The sequence below is a fragment of the Streptomyces sp. NPDC034099 genome (assembly GCF_055575415.1).
Genome location: NZ_JBVISR010000010.1, coordinates 213,178 through 234,951, shown reverse-complemented (window position 1 = coordinate 234,951; position 21,774 = coordinate 213,178). Strand labels below are relative to the sequence as shown.

The 21,774-nt window shown below is 69.7% G+C and carries 17 protein-coding genes; 11 read left to right on the top strand and 6 right to left on the bottom strand.

Features of this window, described 5'->3' with window-relative positions:
* Window position 1: 1 nt before the first annotated feature.
* The 3 genes from glpK to ACZ56V_RS27505 form a co-directional block, all read right to left on the bottom strand.
* On the bottom strand, window positions 2–1,540 hold the full coding sequence (gene glpK, locus ACZ56V_RS27515) for a glycerol kinase GlpK (protein ID WP_467382021.1): 1,539 nt from the start codon (window positions 1,538–1,540) through the stop codon (window positions 2–4).
* Between the two features lie 84 nt (window positions 1,541–1,624).
* A complete protein-coding gene (locus ACZ56V_RS27510) occupies window positions 1,625–2,419 on the bottom strand; it encodes an MIP/aquaporin family protein (protein WP_104633861.1) in 795 nt (264 codons plus the stop codon).
* A 346-nt stretch (window positions 2,420–2,765) separates the two neighbouring features.
* A complete protein-coding gene (locus ACZ56V_RS27505; protein ID WP_356368881.1) occupies window positions 2,766–3,530 on the bottom strand; it encodes an IclR family transcriptional regulator in 765 nt (254 codons plus the stop codon).
* Between the two features lie 422 nt (window positions 3,531–3,952).
* Between ACZ56V_RS27505 and metH the strand changes: the two genes are divergently transcribed.
* From metH to ACZ56V_RS27490, 3 genes are all read left to right on the top strand, one after another.
* Window positions 3,953–7,465, top strand: a complete 3,513-nt coding sequence (gene metH / locus ACZ56V_RS27500) for a methionine synthase (protein ID WP_468945904.1) — start codon at window positions 3,953–3,955, stop codon at window positions 7,463–7,465.
* A 128-nt stretch (window positions 7,466–7,593) separates the two neighbouring features.
* A complete protein-coding gene (locus ACZ56V_RS27495) occupies window positions 7,594–8,295 on the top strand; it encodes an HAD family hydrolase (RefSeq protein WP_398917356.1) in 702 nt (233 codons plus the stop codon).
* 443 nt (window positions 8,296–8,738) lie between these two features.
* Complete coding sequence (locus ACZ56V_RS27490) at window positions 8,739–10,343, top strand: ABC transporter substrate-binding protein (RefSeq protein WP_398917354.1); 1,605 nt, start codon at window positions 8,739–8,741, stop codon at window positions 10,341–10,343.
* A 107-nt stretch (window positions 10,344–10,450) separates the two neighbouring features.
* Here the strand turns inward: ACZ56V_RS27490 and ACZ56V_RS27485 are convergent, their stop codons facing one another.
* Window positions 10,451–11,122: a response regulator gene (locus tag ACZ56V_RS27485; RefSeq protein WP_007447882.1), complete on the bottom strand. Its 672-nt coding sequence runs from the start codon at window positions 11,120–11,122 to the stop codon at window positions 10,451–10,453.
* A 16-nt stretch (window positions 11,123–11,138) separates the two neighbouring features.
* On the bottom strand, window positions 11,139–12,149 hold the full coding sequence (locus tag ACZ56V_RS27480; protein WP_468945900.1) for a RecB family exonuclease: 1,011 nt from the start codon (window positions 12,147–12,149) through the stop codon (window positions 11,139–11,141).
* 172 nt (window positions 12,150–12,321) lie between these two features.
* Here ACZ56V_RS27480 and ACZ56V_RS27475 point away from each other — a divergent pair, with 172 nt between their 5' ends.
* The 3 genes from ACZ56V_RS27475 to ACZ56V_RS27465 all read left to right on the top strand — a co-directional run bounded on the left by ACZ56V_RS27475 (window position 12,322) and on the right by ACZ56V_RS27465 (window position 15,761).
* On the top strand, window positions 12,322–13,989 hold the full coding sequence (locus tag ACZ56V_RS27475; RefSeq protein WP_468945897.1) for a site-2 protease family protein: 1,668 nt from the start codon (window positions 12,322–12,324) through the stop codon (window positions 13,987–13,989).
* Window positions 13,990–14,047: 58 nt separating this feature from the next.
* Entirely contained in the window at window positions 14,048–14,950 is a 903-nt protein-coding gene (locus ACZ56V_RS27470; protein ID WP_030190757.1) for a tRNA (adenine-N1)-methyltransferase, read from the top strand.
* A 220-nt stretch (window positions 14,951–15,170) separates the two neighbouring features.
* Window positions 15,171–15,761 carry a hypothetical protein gene (locus ACZ56V_RS27465; RefSeq protein WP_398917349.1) on the top strand — a complete coding sequence of 197 codons (591 nt, stop codon included), beginning with the start codon at window positions 15,171–15,173 and terminating at the stop codon, window positions 15,759–15,761.
* A 73-nt stretch (window positions 15,762–15,834) separates the two neighbouring features.
* Here ACZ56V_RS27465 and ACZ56V_RS27460 read toward each other — a convergent pair whose 3' ends face one another.
* Complete coding sequence (locus tag ACZ56V_RS27460) at window positions 15,835–16,140, bottom strand: ferredoxin (protein WP_052837735.1); 306 nt, start codon at window positions 16,138–16,140, stop codon at window positions 15,835–15,837.
* A gap of 245 nt (window positions 16,141–16,385) precedes the next feature.
* Between ACZ56V_RS27460 and arc the strand changes: the two genes are divergently transcribed.
* The 5 genes from arc to prcB all read left to right on the top strand — a co-directional run bounded on the left by arc (window position 16,386) and on the right by prcB (window position 21,745).
* Complete coding sequence (arc, locus tag ACZ56V_RS27455; protein ID WP_030190765.1) at window positions 16,386–18,152, top strand: proteasome ATPase; 1,767 nt, start codon at window positions 16,386–16,388, stop codon at window positions 18,150–18,152.
* A gap of 231 nt (window positions 18,153–18,383) precedes the next feature.
* Window positions 18,384–19,895 carry a depupylase/deamidase Dop gene (gene dop, locus ACZ56V_RS27450; protein ID WP_338119079.1) on the top strand — a complete coding sequence of 504 codons (1,512 nt, stop codon included), beginning with the start codon at window positions 18,384–18,386 and terminating at the stop codon, window positions 19,893–19,895.
* A gap of 177 nt (window positions 19,896–20,072) precedes the next feature.
* A complete protein-coding gene (locus tag ACZ56V_RS27445; RefSeq protein WP_016325855.1) occupies window positions 20,073–20,291 on the top strand; it encodes a ubiquitin-like protein Pup in 219 nt (72 codons plus the stop codon).
* A 90-nt stretch (window positions 20,292–20,381) separates the two neighbouring features.
* Complete coding sequence (locus tag ACZ56V_RS27440; protein ID WP_468945890.1) at window positions 20,382–20,948, top strand: endonuclease VII domain-containing protein; 567 nt, start codon at window positions 20,382–20,384, stop codon at window positions 20,946–20,948.
* Window positions 20,900–21,745 (top strand): proteasome subunit beta, encoded by an 846-nt coding sequence (prcB, locus tag ACZ56V_RS27435; protein ID WP_356368912.1) that lies wholly within the window; start codon window positions 20,900–20,902, stop codon window positions 21,743–21,745. Before ACZ56V_RS27440 ends, prcB begins: the two co-directional genes overlap by 49 nt.
* Window positions 21,746–21,774: the final 29 nt, after the last annotated feature.

The following is a 21,774-nucleotide window of genomic DNA, read 5'->3' as shown; positions in this document are numbered from 1 at the left end:
CTTACTCCTCGTCCTCGAGCCAGCCCATGGTCCGCTCGACGGCCTTGAGCCAGCTCTTGTACTCACGGTCGCGGGTGTCCGCGTCCATGCGGGGGGTCCACTCGGCGGCCCGCCGCCAGTTGGCGCGCAGGTCGTCGGTGCTGTTCCAGAAGCCGACGGCGAGACCGGCGGCGTAGGCGGCGCCGAGGCAGGTGGTCTCGGCGACCATCGGGCGCACCACGGGGGCGTCCACGAAGTCGGCGAGGGTCTGCATCAGCAGGTTGTTGGAGGTCATGCCGCCGTCGACCTTGAGGGCGGTCAGCTCCACACCGGAGTCCTTCGTCATGGCGTCCGCGATCTCACGGGTCTGCCAGGCGGTGGCCTCCAGGACGGCGCGCGCGAGGTGCGCCTTGGTGACGTAACGGGTCAGGCCGGCGATCACACCGCGGGCGTCGGAGCGCCAGTACGGGGCGAACAGACCGGAGAAGGCCGGCACGAAGTAGGCGCCGCCGTTGTCCTCGACCTGCATCGCGAGGGTCTCGATCTCGGCGGCGGTGGAGATCAGGCCCATCTGGTCGCGCATCCACTGCACCAGCGAACCGGTGACGGCGATCGAGCCCTCCAGGGCGTAGACCGTGTCCTGGTCGCCGATCTTGTAGCCGACGGTCGTCAGCAGGCCCGAGTAGGAGTTGATGAGCTTGTCACCGGTGTTCATCACCATGAAGGTGCCGGTGCCGTACGTCGACTTGGTCTCGCCCTCGGAGAAGCAGGTCTGGCCGAACAGGGCCGCCTGCTGGTCGCCGAGCGCGGAGGCGACCGGGATGCCGCCGAGCAGTTCGCCGAGGCGGCCGCCCTTGATCTCGCCGTACACCTCGGCGGAGGAGCGGATCTCCGGGAGCATCCGCATCGGCACGCCGATGGACTCGGCGATCTTCTCGTCCCACGCCATGGTGTGCAGGTTCATCAGCATGGTGCGCGAGGCGTTGGTGACGTCGGTGACGTGCTTGCCGCCGTTCACACCGCCGGTGAGGTTCCAGATGACCCAGGTGTCCATGGTGCCGAAGAGCAGGTCGCCCGCCTCGGCGCGCTCACGCAGACCGTCGACGTTGTCGAGCAGCCAGCGGGCCTTGGGACCGGCGAAGTAGGAGGCCAGGGGAAGGCCGGTCTCGCGGCGGAAGCGGTCCTGGCCGACGTTGCGGCCGAGTTCCCTGCACAGGGCGTCGGTGCGGGTGTCCTGCCAGACGATGGCGTTGTGGACGGGCTCACCGGTGTTCTTGTCCCAGACGAGGGTGGTCTCGCGCTGGTTGGTGATGCCGATGGCCTTGATGTCGTCGCGGGTGATGCCGGCCTTCTCGACGGCTGAGGCGACGACCTCCTGGACGTTGGTCCAGATCTCGGTGGCGTCGTGCTCGACCCAGCCCGGCTTGGGGAAGATCTGCTCGTGCTCCTTCTGGTCGACGGAGACGATGCGCCCGTCGCGGTCGAAGACGATGCAGCGCGAGGAGGTCGTGCCCTGGTCGATGGCGGCGATGAAGGGCCCTGCGGTGTGGGCGTCGGTCACTGTGTGCTCCTGGGGTTCCGTGGTGGGTGGCCGGTGCGTACGGCGCGTGGTCTGCGGCTCGATGATCGCCGAGCGGGGGCCCGCTCAGGCGAACGCGACGTTGTAGACACCTCCGGCGATCGCACCGCCGATCAGCGGACCGACGACCGGGATCCAGGCGTAGGACCAGTCGGAGCCGCCCTTGTTGGGCAGCGGCAGCAGGGCGTGCACGATGCGCGGGCCGAGGTCGCGGACCGGGTTGATCGCGTATCCCGTCGGGCCGCCGAGCGACAGGCCGATGGAGACCACCACGAACCCGGTGATCAGGGCGCCCAGGATGCCGAGGCCGTTGCCCTCGTCGTTGAGGCCCTGGGTGAGGATGGCGAGGAGCAGGACGAAGGTGCCGATGATCTCGGTGGCGAGGTTCTGGACCGTGTGCCGGATCTCCGGACCCGTGGAGAAGACGCCCAGGACGGGGCCGGCGCCCTTCTCCTGCGCCTCGACGGACTTGGCCGTCGTGTCCTGCGCGCCGGGACCGCCGACGATCTCCCGGTCGGTGAGGTGGGCCTGGAACTGGCCGTAGTAGGTGATCCAGACCAGGACCGCGCCGATCATGGCGCCGAGGATCTGGCCGGCGAAGTAGGTCGGCGTGTTGCTCCAGTCGCCGTCCTTGATCGCGATACCGATCGTCACGGCCGGGTTCAGGTGGGCTCCGGAGAGCGGCCCCGATATGTACGCCGCCGTCATGACGGCGAAGCCCCACCCGAGGGTGATGGCGACCCAGCCGGCGTTGCGTGCCTTGGAGGCCTTGAGCGTCACGGCGGCACACACGCCGCCGCCGAGCAGGATGAGTATGGCGGTACCGATGGTCTCGCCGATGAAGATGTCGGAGCTGGACACCCGCGACTCCTTTGTCCTTCGTCCAGGGGAAGCCGAACCCCCGGGTCCCTCCGGGTGTTCCGGCGCCCTCGGTATGAGAGCGATGGCGGCCCTTGGCACTGTCACACTCTAACGCGTTTTGCCGGTAGGTGTTCGACAATGCCGACCGATGGACGCGAGTCTCGTTCGGCGTCACGCGTGCGTCAAGAGCTGTGTTATCGAAAGCACGATCGTTATTGATCGTCGCGGCTTATCGATCTCCGGCCGGCCGGTCCCGCGGGGATGTCGTCCGTGGGAACGCCGAGGGCCGGAACACCGTCGGTGCCCCGGCCCCCGCGCGCGTGTCCGCGCCTGCTCGCGCGCGCCCCTAGAACCGCCCGGCGCCCAGATCGCGCGACACCGCGCGGGCGCAGTCCCGGACCGCCGCGACCAGCTCGGGCCGCAGCTCGCCCTCCCGGCACAGCCGTTCCACGGCCCCCGTGATGCCGACCGCGCCGACCGGCATGCGCCTGCGGTCGTGGATGGGGGCGGCGACGGAGGCGATGCCCTCCCAGGTCTCCTCGACGTCGGCGGCGTACCCGCGCGCGCGGGTGATGTCCAGGACGTGCTCGAAGCCGTCCGGCTCGCAGACGGTGCGGTCCGTGAACGCCTTGCGGTCGGCCTCCAGCGCCTCGCTGTGCGCGACCGGGTCGTACGCCGACAGCACCTTGCCCAGCGCCGTGGAGTGCAGCGGCTGCATGGCCCCGATCTCCAGGACCTGCCGGCTGTCGTCGGGCCGGAAGACGTGGTGCACGATCAGGACGCCCCGCTGGTGCAGGACCCCGAGGTGGACGCTCTCGCCGCTGGAGCGGGCCAGGTCGTCCGTCCACACCAGGGCGCGGGCCCGCAGCTCGTGCACGTCCAGGTAGGTCGTGCCCAGGCGCAGCAGCTCGGCGCCCAGCTGGTAGCGGCCCGAGGCGTCGTCCTGCTCGACGAAGCCCTCCTGCTGGAGGGTGCGCAGGATGCCGTGCGCGGTGCCTTTGGCCAGACCCAGCGACGAGGCGATGTCCGACAGACCGAGCCGCCGCTCGCCGCCCGCGAGCAGGCGCAGCATCGCGGCCGCCCGCTCGAGCGACTGGATGTTCCGTGCCATCGACGTACTGCCTCCGTCCCCTTCGACTGCCGACCTCGGCGTCGCTGACGTCGTTCGGCAATGCCGAACACTACCGGTCGATGCCGACCTCCCGCTAATGGTCGGCGGGCAACTGTTGCACTTCGGCCACCTCACGGTGACCACGGACGTCCGCACCGGGCCCGCGACCGGACCCGTGCACCGGACACGCGTACGACGGGTGCGCCGCGCGGGCCGCCGCCGTCGCGGTGGCGTTCCGGGCGGGCACGCTCATCCGTTCGGCGGCTCTTCGTGCCGCCATCCTCGTCCGTCTCGTGGACGCCCCGACCATCGGCCCCCGGTCCCGGCTACCCTGGCGGCGTGCGTTCTCCCGGAGGCGTCCACCGCGGACGGCACCGGGCAGACGCAAAGCCGACAGCCGTCGCACCCTAGGGAGCCCCTTCATGGCCTCGTCGCCATCCACCCCGCCCGCCGACACCCGCACCCGCGTGTCCGCCCTCCGAGAGGCCCTCGCCACCCGCGTGGTGGTCGCCGACGGCGCCATGGGCACCATGCTCCAGGCACAGAACCCCACGCTGGACGACTTCCAGCAGCTGGAGGGGTGCAACGAGGTCCTGAACCTCACCCGGCCCGACATCGTCCGCTCGGTGCACGAGGAGTACTTCGCGGCCGGCGTCGACTGCGTCGAGACCAACACCTTCGGCGCCAACCACTCCGCCCTCGGCGAGTACGACATCCCCGAACGCGTCCACGAGCTGTCCGAGGCCGGCGCACGCGTCGCCCGCGAGGTCGCCGACGACTTCGCCGCCCGGGACGGCCGGCAGCGCTGGGTGCTGGGCTCCATGGGCCCCGGCACCAAGCTCCCCACCCTCGGCCACGCCCCGTACACCGTCCTGCGCGACGCCTACCAGCGCAACGCCGAGGGCCTGGTCGCCGGGGGCGCCGACGCCCTGCTCGTGGAGACCACACAGGACCTGCTCCAGACCAAGGCCTCCGTGCTCGGCGCCCGGCGTGCCCTGGACGCCCTCGGTCTGGACGTCCCGGTCATCGTGTCCGTGACCGTCGAAACCACCGGCACCATGCTCCTGGGCTCCGAGATCGGCGCCGCGCTCACCGCGCTGGAACCCCTCGGCATCGACATGATCGGCCTGAACTGCGCCACCGGCCCGGCCGAGATGAGCGAGCACCTGCGCTATCTCGCCCGCCACTCGCGCATCCCGCTGTCCTGCATGCCCAACGCCGGTCTGCCCGTCCTCGGCAAGGACGGCGCCCACTACCCGCTGACCGCGCCCGAGCTGGCCGACGCGCAGGAGACCTTCGTCCGCGAGTACGGCCTGTCCCTGATCGGCGGCTGCTGCGGCACCACCCCCGAACACCTGCGCCAGGTCGTCGAGCGGGTCCGGGGCACCGCCCCCACCGAGCGGCGGCCGCGCCCCGAGCCCGGCGCCGCCTCGCTCTACCAGACCGTGCCCTTCCGCCAGGACACCTCCTACCTGGCCATCGGCGAGCGCACCAACGCCAACGGCTCGAAGAAGTTCCGCGAGGCCATGCTGGACGGCCGCTGGGACGACTGCGTCGAGATGGCCCGCGACCAGATCCGCGAAGGCGCGCACATGCTCGACCTGTGCGTCGACTACGTCGGCCGGGACGGCGTCGCCGACATGGAGGAGCTGGCCGGACGGTTCGCCACCGCCTCCACGCTGCCGATCGTGCTGGACTCCACCGAGGTCGAGGTCATCCGGGCCGGCCTGGAGAAGCTCGGCGGCCGCGCGGTGATCAACTCGGTCAACTACGAGGACGGCGCGGGACCCGAGTCCCGTTTCGCGCGCGTCACCGAGCTGGCCCGGGAGCACGGCGCCGCGCTGATCGCGCTCACCATCGACGAGGAGGGACAGGCCCGCACCGCCGAGAAGAAGGTCGAGATCGCCGAACGGCTGATCGACGACCTCACCGGCAACTGGGGCATCCACGAGTCCGACATCCTCGTCGACTGCCTGACCTTCACCATCTGCACCGGTCAGGAGGAGTCCCGCAAGGACGGCCTGGCCACCATCGAGGGCATCCGCGAGCTGAAGCGGCGCCACCCGGACGTGCAGACCACCCTCGGCCTGTCGAACATCTCCTTCGGCCTCAACCCGGCCGCCCGCATCCTGCTCAACTCCGTCTTCCTCGACGAGTGCGTCAAGGCGGGCCTGGACTCGGCCATCGTGCACGCGAGCAAGATCCTGCCGATCGCCCGCTTCGACGAGGAACAGGTCACCACCGCCCTCGACCTGATCTACGACCGCCGCCGCGAGGGCTACGACCCCCTGCAGAAGCTGATGCAGCTCTTCGAGGGCGCCACCGCCAAGTCGCTCAAGGCCTCCAAGGCCGAGGAACTGGCCGCGCTCCCGCTGGAGGAGCGCCTCAAGCGCCGCATCATCGACGGCGAGAAGAACGGCCTGGAACGGGACCTCGACGAGGCCCTCCAGGAGCGTCCGGCGCTCGACATCGTCAACGAGACCCTGCTCGACGGCATGAAGGTCGTCGGCGAACTGTTCGGCTCCGGCCAGATGCAGCTGCCGTTCGTGCTCCAGTCCGCCGAGGTCATGAAGACCGCGGTGGCCCACCTGGAGCCGCACATGGAGAAGACCGACGACGACGGCAAGGGCACCATCGTGTTGGCCACCGTCCGCGGCGACGTCCACGACATCGGCAAGAACCTCGTCGACATCATCCTGTCCAACAACGGCTACACCGTCGTCAACCTCGGCATCAAGCAGCCCGTCTCCGCGATCCTGGAGGCCGCCGACGAGCACCGGGCCGACGTCATCGGCATGTCCGGCCTCCTGGTCAAGTCCACCGTGATCATGAAGGAGAACCTGGAGGAGCTCAACCAGCGCGGGCTGGCCGCCGACTACCCGGTCATCCTCGGCGGCGCGGCCCTCACCAGGGCCTACGTCGAACAGGACCTCCACGAGGTCTACGACGGCGAGGTCCGCTACGCCCGCGACGCCTTCGAGGGCCTGCGCCTGATGGACGCGCTGATCGGCATCAAGCGCGGCGTGCCCGGCGCCAAGCTGCCCGAGCTGAAGCAGCGCCGGGTACGGGCCGCCACCGTGGAGATCGACGAGCGCCCCGAGGAGGGGCACGTCCGCTCCGACGTCGCCACCGACAACCCGGTCCCCGAGCCCCCCTTCCGCGGCACCCGCGTCGTCAAGGGCATCCAGCTCAAGGAGTACGCCTCCTGGCTCGACGAGGGCGCCCTCTTCAAGGGCCAGTGGGGCCTCAAGCAGGCCCGCACCGGCGAGGGGCCCTCGTACGAGGAACTGGTCGAGTCCGAGGGCCGGCCGCGGCTGCGCGGCCTGCTCGACCGGCTCCAGACGGAGAACCTGCTGGAGGCGGCCGTCGTCTACGGCTACTTCCCCTGCGTCTCCAAGGACGACGACCTGATCGTCCTGGACGACGACGGCAACGAACGCACCCGCTTCACCTTCCCCCGCCAGCGCCGCGGCCGGCGGCTCTGCCTGGCCGACTTCTTCCGCCCGGAGGAGTCCGGCGAGACCGACGTGGTCGGCTTCCAGGTCGTCACCGTCGGCTCCCGCATCGGCGAGGAGACGGCCCGGATGTTCGAGGCCAACGCCTACCGCGACTACCTCGAACTGCACGGCCTGTCCGTACAGCTCGCCGAGGCCCTCGCCGAGTACTGGCACGCGCGCGTGCGCTCCGAACTCGGCTTCGCCGGGGAGGACCCGGCCGAGATGGAGGACATGTTCGCGCTGAAGTACCGGGGCGCCCGCTTCTCCCTCGGCTACGGCGCCTGCCCCGACCTGGAGGACCGCGCGAAGATCGCCGCGCTCCTCGAACCGGAGCGGATCGGCGTCCACCTGTCCGAGGAGTTCCAGCTCCACCCCGAGCAGTCCACCGACGCCATCGTCATCCACCACCCCGAGGCGAAGTACTTCAACGCCCGCTAGGCGCTCCGTACCCCGCCCCGTCGGCCACACCAGGCGTTCGCGTCCCGCACGACGTACACTGGTCGGTCCACCGCAGGCCGGCTCTCTTCGTGGGAGCCGGCCTGATCGTCCCTCAAGGAGGTACGTGGATGACCAGTACGGTCCCCGCGCTCGGAACCCGTACGGCCGAAGGCTCCGCCCTCCAGGCCGTGCTCCTCGACATGGACGGCACCCTGGTGGACACCGAGGGCTTCTGGTGGGACGTCGAGACGGAGGTCTTCGCCTCCCTCGGCCACACCCTCGACGACTCCTGGCGCCACGTCGTGGTCGGCGGCCCCATGACCCGCAGCGCGGGCTTCCTGATCGAGGCCACCGGCGCCGACATCACGCTCGCCGAACTCAGCGTCCTGCTCAACGACGGCTTCGAGCAGCGCATCGGCCGTGACCTGCCGCTCATGCCCGGCGCCGCCCGGCTGCTCGCGGAGCTGTCCGCGCACGAGATCCCCACGGCCCTGGTCTCCGCCTCGCACCGGCGCATCATCGACCGCGTCCTGAAGTCGCTCGGCCCCCAGCACTTCGCCCTCACCGTCGCGGGCGACGAGGTGCCGCGCACCAAGCCGCACCCCGACCCGTACCTGGCGGCCGCGGCCGGACTCGGCGTGGACCCGGCCCGGTGCGCCGTCGTCGAGGACACCGCGACCGGGGTCGCCGCCGCGGAGGCCGCCGGCTGCCACGTCGTGGCGGTGCCCTCGGTCGCGCCCATCACCCCGGCCGTCCGGCGCACGGTGGTCGCCTCCCTGGAAGAGGTCGACCTGGCATTTCTGCGCGGTCTGATGACACAAATGCGCTAGGCGTTCACCAAGCGTGGGACGGCGTCGGCGCGGCAATTCCGGGAAGGGCCGCCCGGCGCGACGCAAGCGATGTTCACAGTCCATTTCCGCCGCTTCGGATGGCCGAATTCCGGCAGGAGCGACTGAAGTCAGACTGTGATGTTCGCCACGCCATCAAGGGTCGACAGGGGTGCGGACGTGTGCTGCTTCCGGCCTGGCGAACGTTGTCGAGGAGCCCTTGTGTCCTGATTGGTGAAAGCCTGCACGAATCCTTCCCCTGTCGGGTTTTCGGTGTGTCCACACCCGGTTTCGCTCCGTGATGAGCCCTCAACTCCGGTGGCTGCGAGCGCCCGTGCGGGCGCGGACTAATCTCGTCGCGAGAACATCGGCCACTACCCCCGTGATCCGCCGCGACACCCCTGCATGCCGGATACACGGACCGACAGCTCTGGAGAAACTCGAGCATGAACCGCAAGACTTTGGTGCTGCCGGCCGTCGTCGGCCTGCTCGCGCCGGTGCTCGCCGCCTGCGGCGGATCGGACAGCGGCAGCGGCGACGGGGACGCGATCGCCGTCGGCACCACGGACGGGTTCAGCGTCTCGAAAGAGATCACCGCGCCCTTCGACCCGGCGTACGCCTACGACGTCGGCGCCTGGAACATCATGCGCCAGACCTCGCAGACGCTGATGGTGCTGCCCCGCGGTGACGGCGAACCCGTGCCCGAGGCCGCCCAGCAGTGCGGATTCACCGACACCGGCAACGAGCGCTACGCGTGCACCCTGCGGGACGGCCTGGAATTCGCCAACGGAGACCCGGTCACCGCCGAGGACGTGAAGTACTCCATCGAGCGCGTCCGGAAGATCAACGCCGACACCGAGGTGGCCTCCATCCTCTCCACGGTCGACACCGTCGAGACGAAGGGCGACCGCGAGGTCATCTTCCACCTCAACACCGCCGACGCCACCTTCCCGTTCAAGCTGTCGACGCCGGTCGCCGGCATCGTCAACCCGAAGGACTACGAGAAGGACAAGCTGCGCGACGGCTTCGAGCTGACCGGCTCGGGACCGTACACGATGAAGGCCGAGGTCGAGGGCGACCAGATGACCAAGGCCGTGTTCACCAAGAACCCCACTTACAAGGGGAGTCTCAAGGTGAACAACGACAAGGTCGAACTCGTGTCCTTCGCCGACGCCGAAACCATGGGCGACGCCATCGACAAGGGCGACATCGACGTGATGACCCGCGCGATGACGCCGGAACAGGTTCAGAACCTGTCCAAGGCCACGGACGGCGACGTCGGCCTGGTCGAGGTGGCCGGCCTCGAGATCCGCTACCTCGCCTTCAACACGGACGCCGCCACGGTCAAGGACAAGGCCGTCCGCACCGCCATGGCCCAGCTCATCAACCGCAGCGAACTCGTCTCCGCGGTCTACGGATCCCAGGCCGAACCGCTGTACTCGATGGTTCCGGCCGGCATCACCGGCCACTCCAACTCGTTCTTCAACAAGTACGGCGACCCCAGCGTCGCCAAGGCGAAGGCGATGCTGGAGGACGCGGACATCACCACGCCGGTCAAGCTGACGCTGCACTACACGACGGACCACTACGGTGCCGCGACCAAGCCGGAGTTCGAGCACCTCCAGAAGCAGCTGAACGACAGCGGTCTGTTCGACGTCGACATCAAGGGCACGCCCTGGGAGAAGTTCCACAAGGCGGAGCGCAACCGGGAGTACGACGTCTTCGGCATGGGCTGGTTCCCCGACTTCCCGGACGCCGACAGCTTCGTCGCGCCGTTCCTCGACAAGGGCAACACCCTCAACATCCCGTACGCCAACTCGCAGATCATCAACGACCTGATCCCCGCCTCCCGCGGCGAGGCCGACCGGCTCTCCGCGGTGGACAGCCTCACCGAGATCCAGGACATCACCGCCAAGGACGTCCCGCTGATCCCGCTCTGGCAGGGCAAGCAGTACGTCGCCACCCGCGACGACGTCACCGGCACGGCCTACCTCCTCAACTCCTCCTCCTCGCTCCAGCTGTGGGAGCTGGGCCGGGGCGTGAGCGGCTGACGCCGGCACCGGACAAGCCCGAAGGGCGCCTTCCTCCGGTCGGAGGAAGGCGCCCTTCGGGTTGTGCGCACGCCTGGTTGTGCACATGCGCATGCCGCCGGGAGCGGCTACTGCGCGCCGGGACGCACCAGACCGCTCTCGTACGCGTACACCGCGGCCTGCACCCGGTCCCGCAGGCCCAGCTTGGTCAGCACATGCCCCACGTGGGTCTTGACGGTGGTCTCGCTGACGAACAGGTCCGCGGCGATCTCCGCGTTGGACAGCCCGCGGGCCACCAGCTTCAGCACCTCGACCTCACGGTCCGTCAGCGTGTGCAGGGTGTCCGGCACCGGCTCGTCCCCGGAGGGCAGATGCGTGGCGTACTTGTCGAGCAGCCGCCGGGTGATGCTCGGTGCGAGCATCGCCTCGCCGCCCGCCACCACACGGATCGCCTGCACCAGCTCGTTGGCCGGGGCGTCCTTGAGCAGGAAACCGCTGGCGCCCGCCTTCAGCGCCTCGACCACGTACTCGTCGAGGTCGAACGTGGTCAGCACCAGCACCTTCGCCGGGCCGTCCCGCTCGGGCCCGGTGATCTGCCGGGTCGCCTCCACTCCGTCCATCCGCGGCATGCGGATGTCCATCAGCACCACATCGGGCTGCAGCGCCCGCACCTGATCGAGCGCCTGGAGGCCGTCTCCGGCCTCGCCGACGACCGCGAGGTCCTGCTCCGCCTCCAGAATCATCCGGAAGCCCGTGCGCAGCAGCGGCTGGTCGTCGACCAGTAGGACGCGGATGGCCACGTAAGTCTCCTTCTCGCTAGTCCGGCCCCATTCTGCCCTGCTCGACGACGCCGGGATCGGCCGCCCTCACCGGCAGCGGGTAGGGCGGGGGAGTGCCGCCGAACTCCGGACAGTGCGCCTGGTGGTCGCACCAGCCGCACAGCTTCGTGGGACGCGGCCGCCAGTCACCCGTCTCGGTCGCCAGCCGGATCGCCTCCCACAGCGCCAGCAGCTTGCGCTCGACCCGCTCCAGGTCGGCCAGGACCGGGTCGTAGGTGAGCACGTCGCCGCTGCCGAGATAGACCAGCTGCAGCCGCCGCGGGACGACCTTCTTCAGCCGCCACACCACCAGCGCGTAGAACTTCATCTGGAACAGCGCGCCCTCGGCGTACTGCGGCCGGGGCGCCTTGCCCGTCTTGTAGTCGACGATCCGCACCTCGCCGGTGGGGGCCACGTCGACCCGGTCGATGATGCCGCGCAACCGCAGCCCGGAGTCCAGCTCGGCCTCGACGAACAGCTCCCGCTCGGCGGGCTCCAGCCGGCTCGGGTCCTCCAGGGTGAACCAGCGCTCGACGAGCCGCTCCGCCTCGGTCAGCCACTGCGCCAGCCGCTCGCCCCGCGGATCGTCCGCGAACAGCTCACCGACCTCCGGCCTGCTCTCCCGCAGCCGGTTCCACTGGCCGGGGACCAGCGCCTTCGCCCTCGGCGCCGTGCGCTCGGCCGCCGGGGCGTCGAAGAGCCGCTCCAGCACCGCGTGCACCAGGGTGCCCCTGGTCGCCGCCTCGCTGGGCTTCTCCGGCAGCCGGTCGATGACCCGGAACCGGTACAGCAGCGGGCACTGCATGAAGTCGCCGGCCCGGGAGGGCGAGAGCGAGGTGGGAGGTATCGACACCGGCGCGGGCGAGGCGGCCGCGGCCGTCGGGCCCGCCGCCGGGGCCGCCGGCTCCACCGCCGGCTCCACCACCGCGTCCGCCTGGTCCACCACTGCCGCCGCCGGTCGGGATGGGCCGCCGGCGTCCTCCGCGACATCCTCGGTACTCGTCTCCATAGCCACCGACCTTACGGCCGGCCACCGACAGCGACCCAGCCCGCAGGCGTGACCCGTGTGACGGAGGGGAAGCAGAGGGGTGCCGGAGCGGAACGGGCGGCAAGGGACGCATACCATCGACACGAGACCCTCCCGACCGGCAGGCGGGAGACGCTTCGAACGAGGGGACACCGTGGACGTGAGCGGCGGGAGCGGGCAGCCGCGGTCCGGCAACGACGAGTCGGCCGAGCCCCAGGCACATCCCACGGCCCCGGCCGCCGACCCCACCGACCCCGCACCACGCGAACCCGCCGGCCCGACGGCCACGGGACCCGAGACGCGAGGCGCCGAGACGCCGGAGCCCGAGACACAGGGACCCGAGACACAGGGACGCGAGACGCCGGGACCGCAGACGCCCGTGCCCGCCACACCGGGGGAGACCCCCGGCGAGAGCCCCGCCGCACGCGACGAGCCCGGCCGGTCCGCCCCGGACACGGCGACCGGGAAACCGGACGCGGACACCCGCGGCGAGGACGACACGAACGCCCGGTTGCAGCCGCCGTCGGACGGCGCGCGCGAGCCGGGACCCCCCGAGCCCCCCGCCCCGGCCGCGGGCCCCCGGCACGCCGCTCACCACACCGGCCCCCCACGCCACCGCACCGAGGCCCACACCGACCACACGGGCGGCCCGGGACGACCCCCGCGGCGCCGACCTGAGCCCGGGGGCGGGCTGCTGATGGGCCGGCCCTTCGGCGTGCCCGTGTACGTCGCCCCCAGCTGGTTCCTCGTCGCCGCCCTGATCACCTGGGTGTTCGGCGGCCAGCTCGACCGCGTACTGCCCGAGCTGGGCGCCGCCCGCTACCTGGTCTCCCTCTTCTTCGCCGTCGCCTTCTACGCCTCCGTCCTCGTCCACGAGCTCGCCCACACCGTCGCCGCCCTCCGCTTCAAGCTCCCCGTCCGCCGCATCCAGCTCCAGTTCTTCGGCGGCGTCTCCGAGATCGAGAAGGAGGCCGAGACCCCCGGCCGCGAATTCGTGCTGGCCTTCGTCGGCCCCCTGCTCTCCCTCGTCCTCTCCGGCGTCTTCTACGCCGCCCTGCTCCCCGTGGAGCCCGACAGCGTCGCCGGCGTGCTGCTGGCCGGCCTGATGGTCTCCAACCTCATCGTCGCCGCCTTCAACCTGCTGCCCGGCCTCCCCCTCGACGGCGGACGCATGCTCCGCGCCGTCGTCTGGAAGATCACCGGCAAACCGATGAGCGGCACGATCGCCGCCGCCTGGGTCGGCCGCGCCCTCGCCATCGCCGTACTGATCGGCCTGCCCCTGCTCACCCAGTCACTCGGCAGCGACGCCGCGGACGACGTCGGCATGGACACCGTCATGGACGCCCTGCTCGCCGCCATCCTCGCCGCCATCATCTGGACCGGCGCCGGAAACAGCCTCCGCATGGCCCGCCTGCGCGAACACCTCCCCGAGCTGCGCGCCCGCGCCCTCACCCGGCGCGCCGTCCCCGTCCAGGCCGACACCCCCCTCTCCGAGGCCCTGCGCCGCGCCAACGCCTCCGGAGCCCGCGCCCTGGTCGTCGTCGACGCCGACGGCACCCCCGCCTCCCTGGTCCGCGAGGCCGCCATCGTCGGCGTACCCGAGCACCGCCGCCCCTGGGTGGCCGTCAGCACCCTCGCCCAGGACCTCACCGACGGCATGCGCGTCTCCGCCGAGCTGTCCGGCGAGGAACTCCTGGACGCCCTGCGCGCCAACCCGGCCACCGAGTACCTCGTCGTCGAGGAGACCGGTGAGATCTACGGCGTCCTGTCCGCGGCCGACGTGGAACGCGCCTTCGTCAAGGCCATGGCCCGCCCCTCCTGAGTACCGCTCTCCTCAAGCGGTGGTCGGCGGCCCCGCCCGGGACCGGTAGGCTGGTCACATGTCCGAACCGACCGGTGCCGCCCGCAGGCGCGGGCCCTTCAAGGTCGGGGACCAGGTTCAGCTGACCGACCCCAAGGGCCGCCACTACACGTTCACGCTCGAGGCCGGGAAGAACTTCCACACCCACAAGGGTTCCTTCCCCCACGACGAACTGATCGGTGCTCCCGAGGGCAGCGTCGTCCGCACCACCGGGAACGTCGCCTACCTCGCGCTGCGCCCCCTGCTCCCCGACTACGTCCTGTCCATGCCCCGCGGCGCAGCCGTCGTCTACCCGAAGGACGCGGGGCAGATCCTCGCCTTCGCCGACATCTTCCCCGGCGCACGCGTCGTGGAGGCCGGCGTGGGCTCCGGCTCCCTCAGCAGCTTCCTGCTGCGCGCCATCGGCGACCAGGGCATGCTGCACTCCTACGAGCGCCGCGAGGACTTCGCCGAGATCGCCCAGCAGAACGTGCAGCGCTACTTCGGCGGCCCGCACCCCGCCTGGCAGCTCACCGTCGGCGACCTCCAGGACAACCTGTCCGACGCCGACGTCGACCGCGTCATCCTCGACATGCTCGCCCCGTGGGAATGCCTGGAGGCCGTCTCCAAGGCACTCGTGCCCGGCGGCATCCTGTGCTGCTACGTCGCGACCACCACCCAGCTCGCCCGGACCGTCGAGTCCATCCGCGAGATCGGCTGCTTCAACGAGCCCACCTCCTGGGAGACGATGATCCGCAACTGGCACGTGGAGGGCCTCGCCGTCCGCCCCGACCACCGGATGATCGGCCACACCGGCTTCCTGCTCACCGCCCGCCGCCTCGCCGACGGCGTCGAGCCCCCCATGCGCCGCCGCCGCCCCGCCAAGGGCGCCTACGGCGAGGACTACGACGGCCCCAACGCCGGCGGCGGCTCCGGCCGCTGAGGCGGCCCGTGCCGCGTACAACGTACCGACGCCGTGGTGGAGTTCCGGGACACCGCCGGAACTCCACCACGGCGTCGACGCGTTGACGGCGACCACCCGACGGGACACCCGCCCGCACGAGAATCGGAACGAGTACCCACCCCGCCGTTCCCCCGCACTGTGACGTGTGGCACGATGCTGGCCACCCCCACCGGCACAGCCCTCACAGGAGACACTCCTCGTGCAGCACCCCGCCGTTCCGGACCTCTCGCACACCCACACCCGGCCGATCCACTGGGTCGCCACCGCCACGGCCATCGCCGCGGTGGTCGCCCTCTCCCCGGTCCTCCAGCCCGACGCCGCGACGGCGGCCCAGAGCGGCGACAAGCCCGCGGCCCCCGCTCCCAAGAGCGCACCGGCCCACATCGCGCCGCCCGATCCGGCCACCGTGGCCTTCCCCCTGGAATGCGGCCCGGTCAAGGCCCTCGTACAGAAGAAGGCCTCCGGCGACCTCGACGGCGACGGTCGGCCCGAAACAGTGGCCGTCGTCCACTGCGACGCACCCATGGGCACACCCCCCGACGGCGTGTACGTCATCACACGGGACACCCACAGCGGCAAGCCCCGCGTCGTCGCCACCCTCGTGGACCCCAAGGACCGCCGTACCGCTACCGACCTCGCGGTGCGCGACGGCGTCGTCCGCGCCACCCTGCTCGGCTACTCGACGGCCGACGTGCCCAGTTGCTGCCCCGACGTCACGGATGACGTGAAGTGGCAGTGGAAGAACGGCGCGTTCGTCAGCGACACGCCCTCACAGGCACGCACCGTGTGACCCGCGCCCCCGGACCGACTGTGTGACACACCAGACATCGGTCACGGAACGTACGCGCCACGTCACAGTTTGGTCACTCTGAGTCCGGACCGTACACCTCTGCCCTGTCCGAAACCCGACGTACGTGGATGCACTCGCCCGGACACTCCTTCGCGGAGTCCACCACATCCGTGAGAAGCGTCAGCGGCACGGGCGTTGTCGCCCCAGGCGCCTGCAGCAGCTCGTCGTCCGCGCCCTTCACATAGGCCAGACCGTCGATGTCCAGCTCGAACACCTCGGGCGCGTACTGGGCGCAGATGCCGTCGCCGGTACACAGGTCCTGGTCGATCCAGACCTCCAGAGCCTCGCCGTCGACTCCGGCCTCCTGCTGCACGCTCATCTCTCCTGCCGTTTCCTGCGCCGAGCCGCTCGGGAATCCGGCCAGCTCTGACGGGTGTTGAACACTTCGAGCCTACCCTCGCCGGGGTTCCCTCCACGTTCCGTGGGTATTCCCCTGGCGTGAGGGAGAGCGCAAGGGTGAAGATCGGACACACCCCGACCGTCTTTGTGATCTAGGGGTTTCAATCGACACCCACCCAGGTAGGGTCTGGAAGCGTCCAGCTCCCCATGGAGGAGGTGAGGACCGTGGCAGCCCACGACGACGACATGAACCGCGGCATCCGCCCGGGACGCGGGTCCGAGGACCCGGCCGGGCAGGTGGCCTACCTTGAGCAGGAGATCGCCGTCCTGCGACGCAAGCTCGCCGAATCTCCGCGACACACGAGAATTCTCGAAGAGCGGATCGTCGAACTGCAGACCAACCTGGCCGGCGTGTCCGCCCAGAACGAGCGACTCGCCGGCACACTCCGCGAGGCCCGCGACCAGATCGTGGCCCTCAAGGAAGAAGTCGACCGGCTGGCCCAGCCACCCGCCGGCTTCGGTGTCTTCCTGCAGGCCAACGAGGACGGCACCGCCGACATCTTCACCGGCGGCCGCAAACTCAGGGTGAACGTCAGCCCGAGCGTCGAGCTCGACGAGCTCCGGCGCGGCCAGGAAGTGATGCTCAACGAAGCACTCAACGTGGTCGAGGCCATGGAGTACGAGAGCGTCGGCGACATCGTCACCCTCAAGGAGATCCTTGAGGACGGCGAGCGTGCCCTGGTACTCGGCCACACCGACGAGGAAAGAGTGGTACGACTCGCCGAACCCCTGCGCGGCCTCACCATCCGCCCCGGCGACGCCCTCCTGCTCGAACCCCGCTCCGGCTATGTCTACGAGGTCGTCCCCAAGAGCGAGGTCGAAGAACTCGTCCTCGAAGAGGTCCCCGACATCGGCTACGAGCAGATCGGTGGCCTCGGCGGACAGATCGAAGCCATCCGCGACGCGGTCGAGCTCCCCTATCTCTACCCCGACCTGTTCCGGGAGCACGAGCTGCGCCCGCCCAAGGGCGTCCTGCTCTACGGGCCCCCCGGATGCGGCAAGACGCTCATCGCCAAGGCCGTCGCCAACTCGCTGGCCAAGAAGGTCGCCGAGGTCACCGGACAGGCCGCCGGCAAGAGCTTCTTCCTCAACATCAAGGGCCCCGAGCTCCTCAACAAATACGTGGGCGAGACCGAGCGGCAGATCCGCCTGGTCTTCCAGCGGGCCCGTGAGAAGGCCAGCGAGGGCACCCCCGTCATCGTCTTCTTCGACGAGATGGAATCCCTCTTCCGCACCCGCGGCTCCGGCGTCAGCTCGGACGTGGAGAACACCATCGTCCCGCAGCTGCTCGCCGAGATCGACGGCGTGGAAGGCCTGCAGAACGTGGTCGTCATCGGCGCCTCCAACCGCGAGGACATGATCGACCCCGCCATCCTGCGGCCCGGCCGGCTCGACGTGAAGATCAAGATCGAACGTCCGGACGCCGAAGCGGCCAAGGACATCTTCGGCAAGTACCTCACCGAACGCCTCCCCCTCCACTCCGACGACCTCGCGGAGCACGAGAAGGACAAGGCGGCCACCGTCCAGAGCATGATCCAGACGGCGGTGGAACAGATGTACGCCGAATCCGAGGAGAACCGCTTCCTGGAAGTCACCTACGCCAACGGCGACAAGGAAGTCCTCTATTTCAAGGACTTCAATTCCGGCGCCATGATCGAGAACATCGTGGGCCGCGCCAAGAAGATGGCGATCAAGGACTTCCTCGACAAGAACCAGAAGGGCCTCCGCGTCTCCCACCTCCTCCAGGCCTGCGTGGACGAGTTCAAGGAGAACGAGGACCTGCCCAACACCACCAACCCCGACGACTGGGCCCGCATCTCCGGAAAGAAGGGCGAACGGATCGTGTACATCCGTACGCTCGTCACCGGAAAGCAGGGCGCGGACACCGGACGCTCCATCGACACGGTGGCGAACACCGGTCAGTACCTGTAAAAGCGGGGCGGCTGCGGGTGCCCTCACCGGGTACCCGCAGCCGACTGTTTTCCGGAGCCCCGGCTGGAGCAAGGCAATGACGCAAATGATCTCCCCGCCAGCGCAAAGGCGTTCTAGGCTCTTCCATACCGCCGAGTCGCGCAGTGCGGGGACGGGCACCGCACACGCATCGGAGCGCCAGCGGTACTTGAGCGGCGCCCACTACGGGCGCCGCCGGGCAAGGAGGGCCGCATGACCGTACGGCGAGTAATGGGCATCGAGACGGAGTACGGAATCTCCGTCCCCGGCCACCCCAACGCCAATGCCATGCTCACCTCGTCCCAGATCGTCAACGCCTACGCGGCGGCGATGCACCGGGCCCGCCGGGCCCGCTGGGACTTCGAGGAGGAGAACCCGCTCCGGGACGCGCGAGGCTTCGACCTCGCCCGCGAGGCCGCCGACTCCAGCCAGCTCACCGACGAGGACATCGGCCTCGCCAACGTCATCCTCACCAACGGAGCACGGCTCTACGTCGACCACGCCCACCCCGAATACAGCGCTCCGGAAGTCACCAACCCCCGCGACGCCGTCCTGTGGGACAAGGCCGGCGAGCGCATCATGGCCGAGGCCGCCGAACGCGCAGCCCAGCTGCCCGGCGCCCAGCCCATCCACCTCTACAAGAACAACACCGACAACAAGGGCGCCTCCTACGGCACGCACGAGAACTACCTGATGAAGCGGGAAACCGCTTTCTCGGACATCGTGCGCCACCTGACGCCCTTCTTCGTCTCCCGCCAGGTCTTCACCGGCGCCGGCCGCGTCGGCATCGGCCAGGACGGCCACGAACACGGCTTCCAGCTCAGCCAGCGCGCCGACTACTTCGAGGTCGAGGTCGGCCTGGAGACGACACTCAAGCGCCCCATCATCAACACCCGCGACGAACCGCACGCGGACGCCGAGAAGTGGCGCCGGCTGCACGTCATCATCGGCGACGCGAACCTGTCCGAGATCTCGACGTACCTCAAGCTGGGCACGACGGCCCTGGTCCTGTCCATGATCGAGGACGGCTTCATCGCCGTCGACCTCGCCGTGGACCAGCCCGTACGCACCCTTCACCAGGTCTCGCACGACCCCACGCTCAAGCACCTCGTCACGCTGCGCAGCGGCCGCACACTGACCGCCGTGCAGCTCCAGATGGAGTACTACGAGCTGGCCCGCAAATACGTCGAGGAGCGGTACGGCGCCGACGCCGACGACCAGACCAAGGACGTCCTCGGCCGCTGGGAGGACACCCTCAACCGGCTCGAGAACGACCCGATGAGCCTCGCCGGCGAGCTGGACTGGGTCGCCAAGCGGGAGCTCATGGAGGGCTACCGCCGCCGCGACAACGTCGACTGGGACGCCGCCCGGCTGCACCTCGTCGACCTCCAGTACGCCGACGTACGGCCCGACAAGGGCCTCTACAACCGCCTGGTGGACCGCGGCCGCATCAAGCGCCTGCTGGACGAGAACGAGGTCGAGCGGGCCCGTACGAAGCCGCCGGAGGACACCAGGGCCTACTTCCGGGGGCGCTGCCTGGAGCAGTACGCGGACGACGTCGCGGCGGCCTCCTGGGACTCGGTGATCTTCGATCTGCCGGGCCGGGACTCGCTCCAGCGGGTCCCAACCCTGGAACCGCTTCGCGGAACGCGTAATCACGTCAAGGAGCTCCTGGACCGCTGCCGCACCGCGGACGACCTGGTCAGGGTCCTGTCCGGCGGGTGAGCGGGCCGAGCGGGTACACGGAGGAGACCGCCGGACAGGGTGGAAACCCACCCGGTCCGGGAACCATCGAGATGGCCCCCGTTCGTTGGAGAAACGCGGGGCCGATGTCAGACCGGGCTTGTAGGGTCTGATCTTGACCGAGCAACTGTGTCGGGCGAACCGAGCGGGGTGAGGGTTATGGCGACCAAGGACACCGGCGGCGGGCAGCAGAAGGCCACGCGTTCCACCGAGGAGGTCGAGGAGCAGGCGCAGGACGCGCAGGCATCGGAGGACCTCAAGGAACGCCAGGAAAAGCTGAGCGACGACGTGGACTCCGTCCTGGACGAGATCGACGACGTACTCGAGGAAAATGCCGAGGATTTCGTGCGGAGTTTCGTGCAAAAGGGTGGGCAGTAAAGGCCTAGTGGCGACTTTCCCTTCGAACTGAAGGTAACGGGGGATGTTGGGGTGGTTGGGCAATCGGGCGAGAAGCGGTGCACGGGATGCATGCGCGTTCTGCCCGTGTCCGGGTTCGCCCGGGACAAAAACCGCGGTGACGGCCTCCAAGTGCGGTGTCGGGAGTGTGTGGCGGAATACAGTGCCGCGCATTACCGGCGCCGCCGCGAGGCCATGGGGCTGACTGTCCGGGAGAAGGTCGACGTTCCAGCGGGGCACAAGCTCTGCCGGACCTGTGGTGAAGTCAAGCCGCACAGTGAGTGGCACCGTAATGGGAGCGCTTCCGACGGCCTGTCGACCCGCTGCAAGGCATGCCGGGCCATCCAGGGGCGGGAAGGGCACCTGAAGCGCCACTACGGCCTCACCGAGGCCGAGCGGGACAAGTTGATCGCCGACCAAGGCGGCGTCTGCTGCATATGTCTTGCCGCTCCCGCCGCACATGTGGATCACTGCCACGAGACGGGTAGGGTCCGTGGCGTACTGTGCTTCAGCTGCAACGCTGCGCTGGGGCAGTTCAAGGACCGGCCCGATGCCATAAGGCGGGCTGCCGCTTACGTGGAAGGAATCGCGTGGAAGCCAACACTCGTAGCACCGGGCGTCTACCAGCTGCCTTCCTGACGCCTGGATCGTCTTCCTTCATGGACTTCCTCGGTGAGCACCAGCCGGAGATGCTCCCGGGCAACCGGCAGCTCCCGCCGGTGCAGGGCGTCATCGAGGCACCGCACGGCACCACGATCGTGGCGGTCACGTTCCCCGGGGGCGTCGTCCTCGCCGGTGACCGGCGGGCCACCATGGGCAACATGATCGCCCAGCGGGACATCGAGAAGGTCTTCCCGGCCGACGAGTACTCGGCGGTGGGCATCGCCGGTACGGCCGGTCTGGCCGTGGAGATGGTGAAGCTGTTCCAGCTGGAGCTGGAGCACTTCGAGAAGGTCGAGGGTGCGCAGCTGTCCCTGGAGGGCAAGGCGAACCGTCTGTCGACGATGATCCGGTCCAACCTGGGCATGGCGATGCAGGGGCTGGCCGTGGTGCCGCTGTTCGCCGGGTACGACGTGGACCGGGGCCGGGGCCGCATCTTCTCGTACGACGTGACGGGCGGCCGGTCCGAGGAGCGGAACTTCGCGACCACGGGTTCGGGCTCGGTCTTCGCGCGGGGTGCGATGAAGAAGCTGTTCCGTGACGACCTGACCGAGGAGCAGGCCACGACGCTCGTGGTGCAGGCGCTGTACGACGCGGCTGACGACGACTCGGCGACCGGTGGTCCCGATGTCGCCCGCCGGATCTATCCGATCATCACTGTGATCACCGAGGACGGTTTCCGTCGGCTCGGTGAGGACGAGGCCGCGGAGCTGGCGGGCTCGGTGCTGCGGGCCCGGCTCGAGCAGCCCGACGGTCCGCGGGCCGCGCTGCTGTAGCGGGCGTGGGTCTTCGTTGTCAGGTGGTC

Excerpts from the sequence above, each read along its gene's own strand:
- ACZ56V_RS27505 (WP_356368881.1), bottom strand. The coding sequence starts at position 3,530 with ATGGCACGGAACATCCAGTCGCTCGAGCGGGCGGCCGCGATGCTGCGC.
- metH (WP_468945904.1), top strand. The coding sequence starts at position 3,953 with ATGGCCTCGTCGCCATCCACCCCGCCCGCCGACACCCGCACCCGCGTG.
- ACZ56V_RS27495 (WP_398917356.1), top strand. The coding sequence starts at position 7,594 with ATGACCAGTACGGTCCCCGCGCTCGGAACCCGTACGGCCGAAGGCTCC.
- ACZ56V_RS27490 (WP_398917354.1), top strand. The coding sequence starts at position 8,739 with ATGAACCGCAAGACTTTGGTGCTGCCGGCCGTCGTCGGCCTGCTCGCG.
- ACZ56V_RS27480 (WP_468945900.1), bottom strand. The coding sequence starts at position 12,149 with ATGGAGACGAGTACCGAGGATGTCGCGGAGGACGCCGGCGGCCCATCC.
- ACZ56V_RS27470 (WP_030190757.1), top strand. The coding sequence starts at position 14,048 with ATGTCCGAACCGACCGGTGCCGCCCGCAGGCGCGGGCCCTTCAAGGTC.
- ACZ56V_RS27460 (WP_052837735.1), bottom strand. The coding sequence starts at position 16,140 with ATGAGCGTGCAGCAGGAGGCCGGAGTCGACGGCGAGGCTCTGGAGGTC.
- dop (WP_338119079.1), top strand. The coding sequence starts at position 18,384 with ATGACCGTACGGCGAGTAATGGGCATCGAGACGGAGTACGGAATCTCC.
- ACZ56V_RS27445 (WP_016325855.1), top strand. The coding sequence starts at position 20,073 with ATGGCGACCAAGGACACCGGCGGCGGGCAGCAGAAGGCCACGCGTTCC.
- ACZ56V_RS27440 (WP_468945890.1), top strand. The coding sequence starts at position 20,382 with ATGCGCGTTCTGCCCGTGTCCGGGTTCGCCCGGGACAAAAACCGCGGT.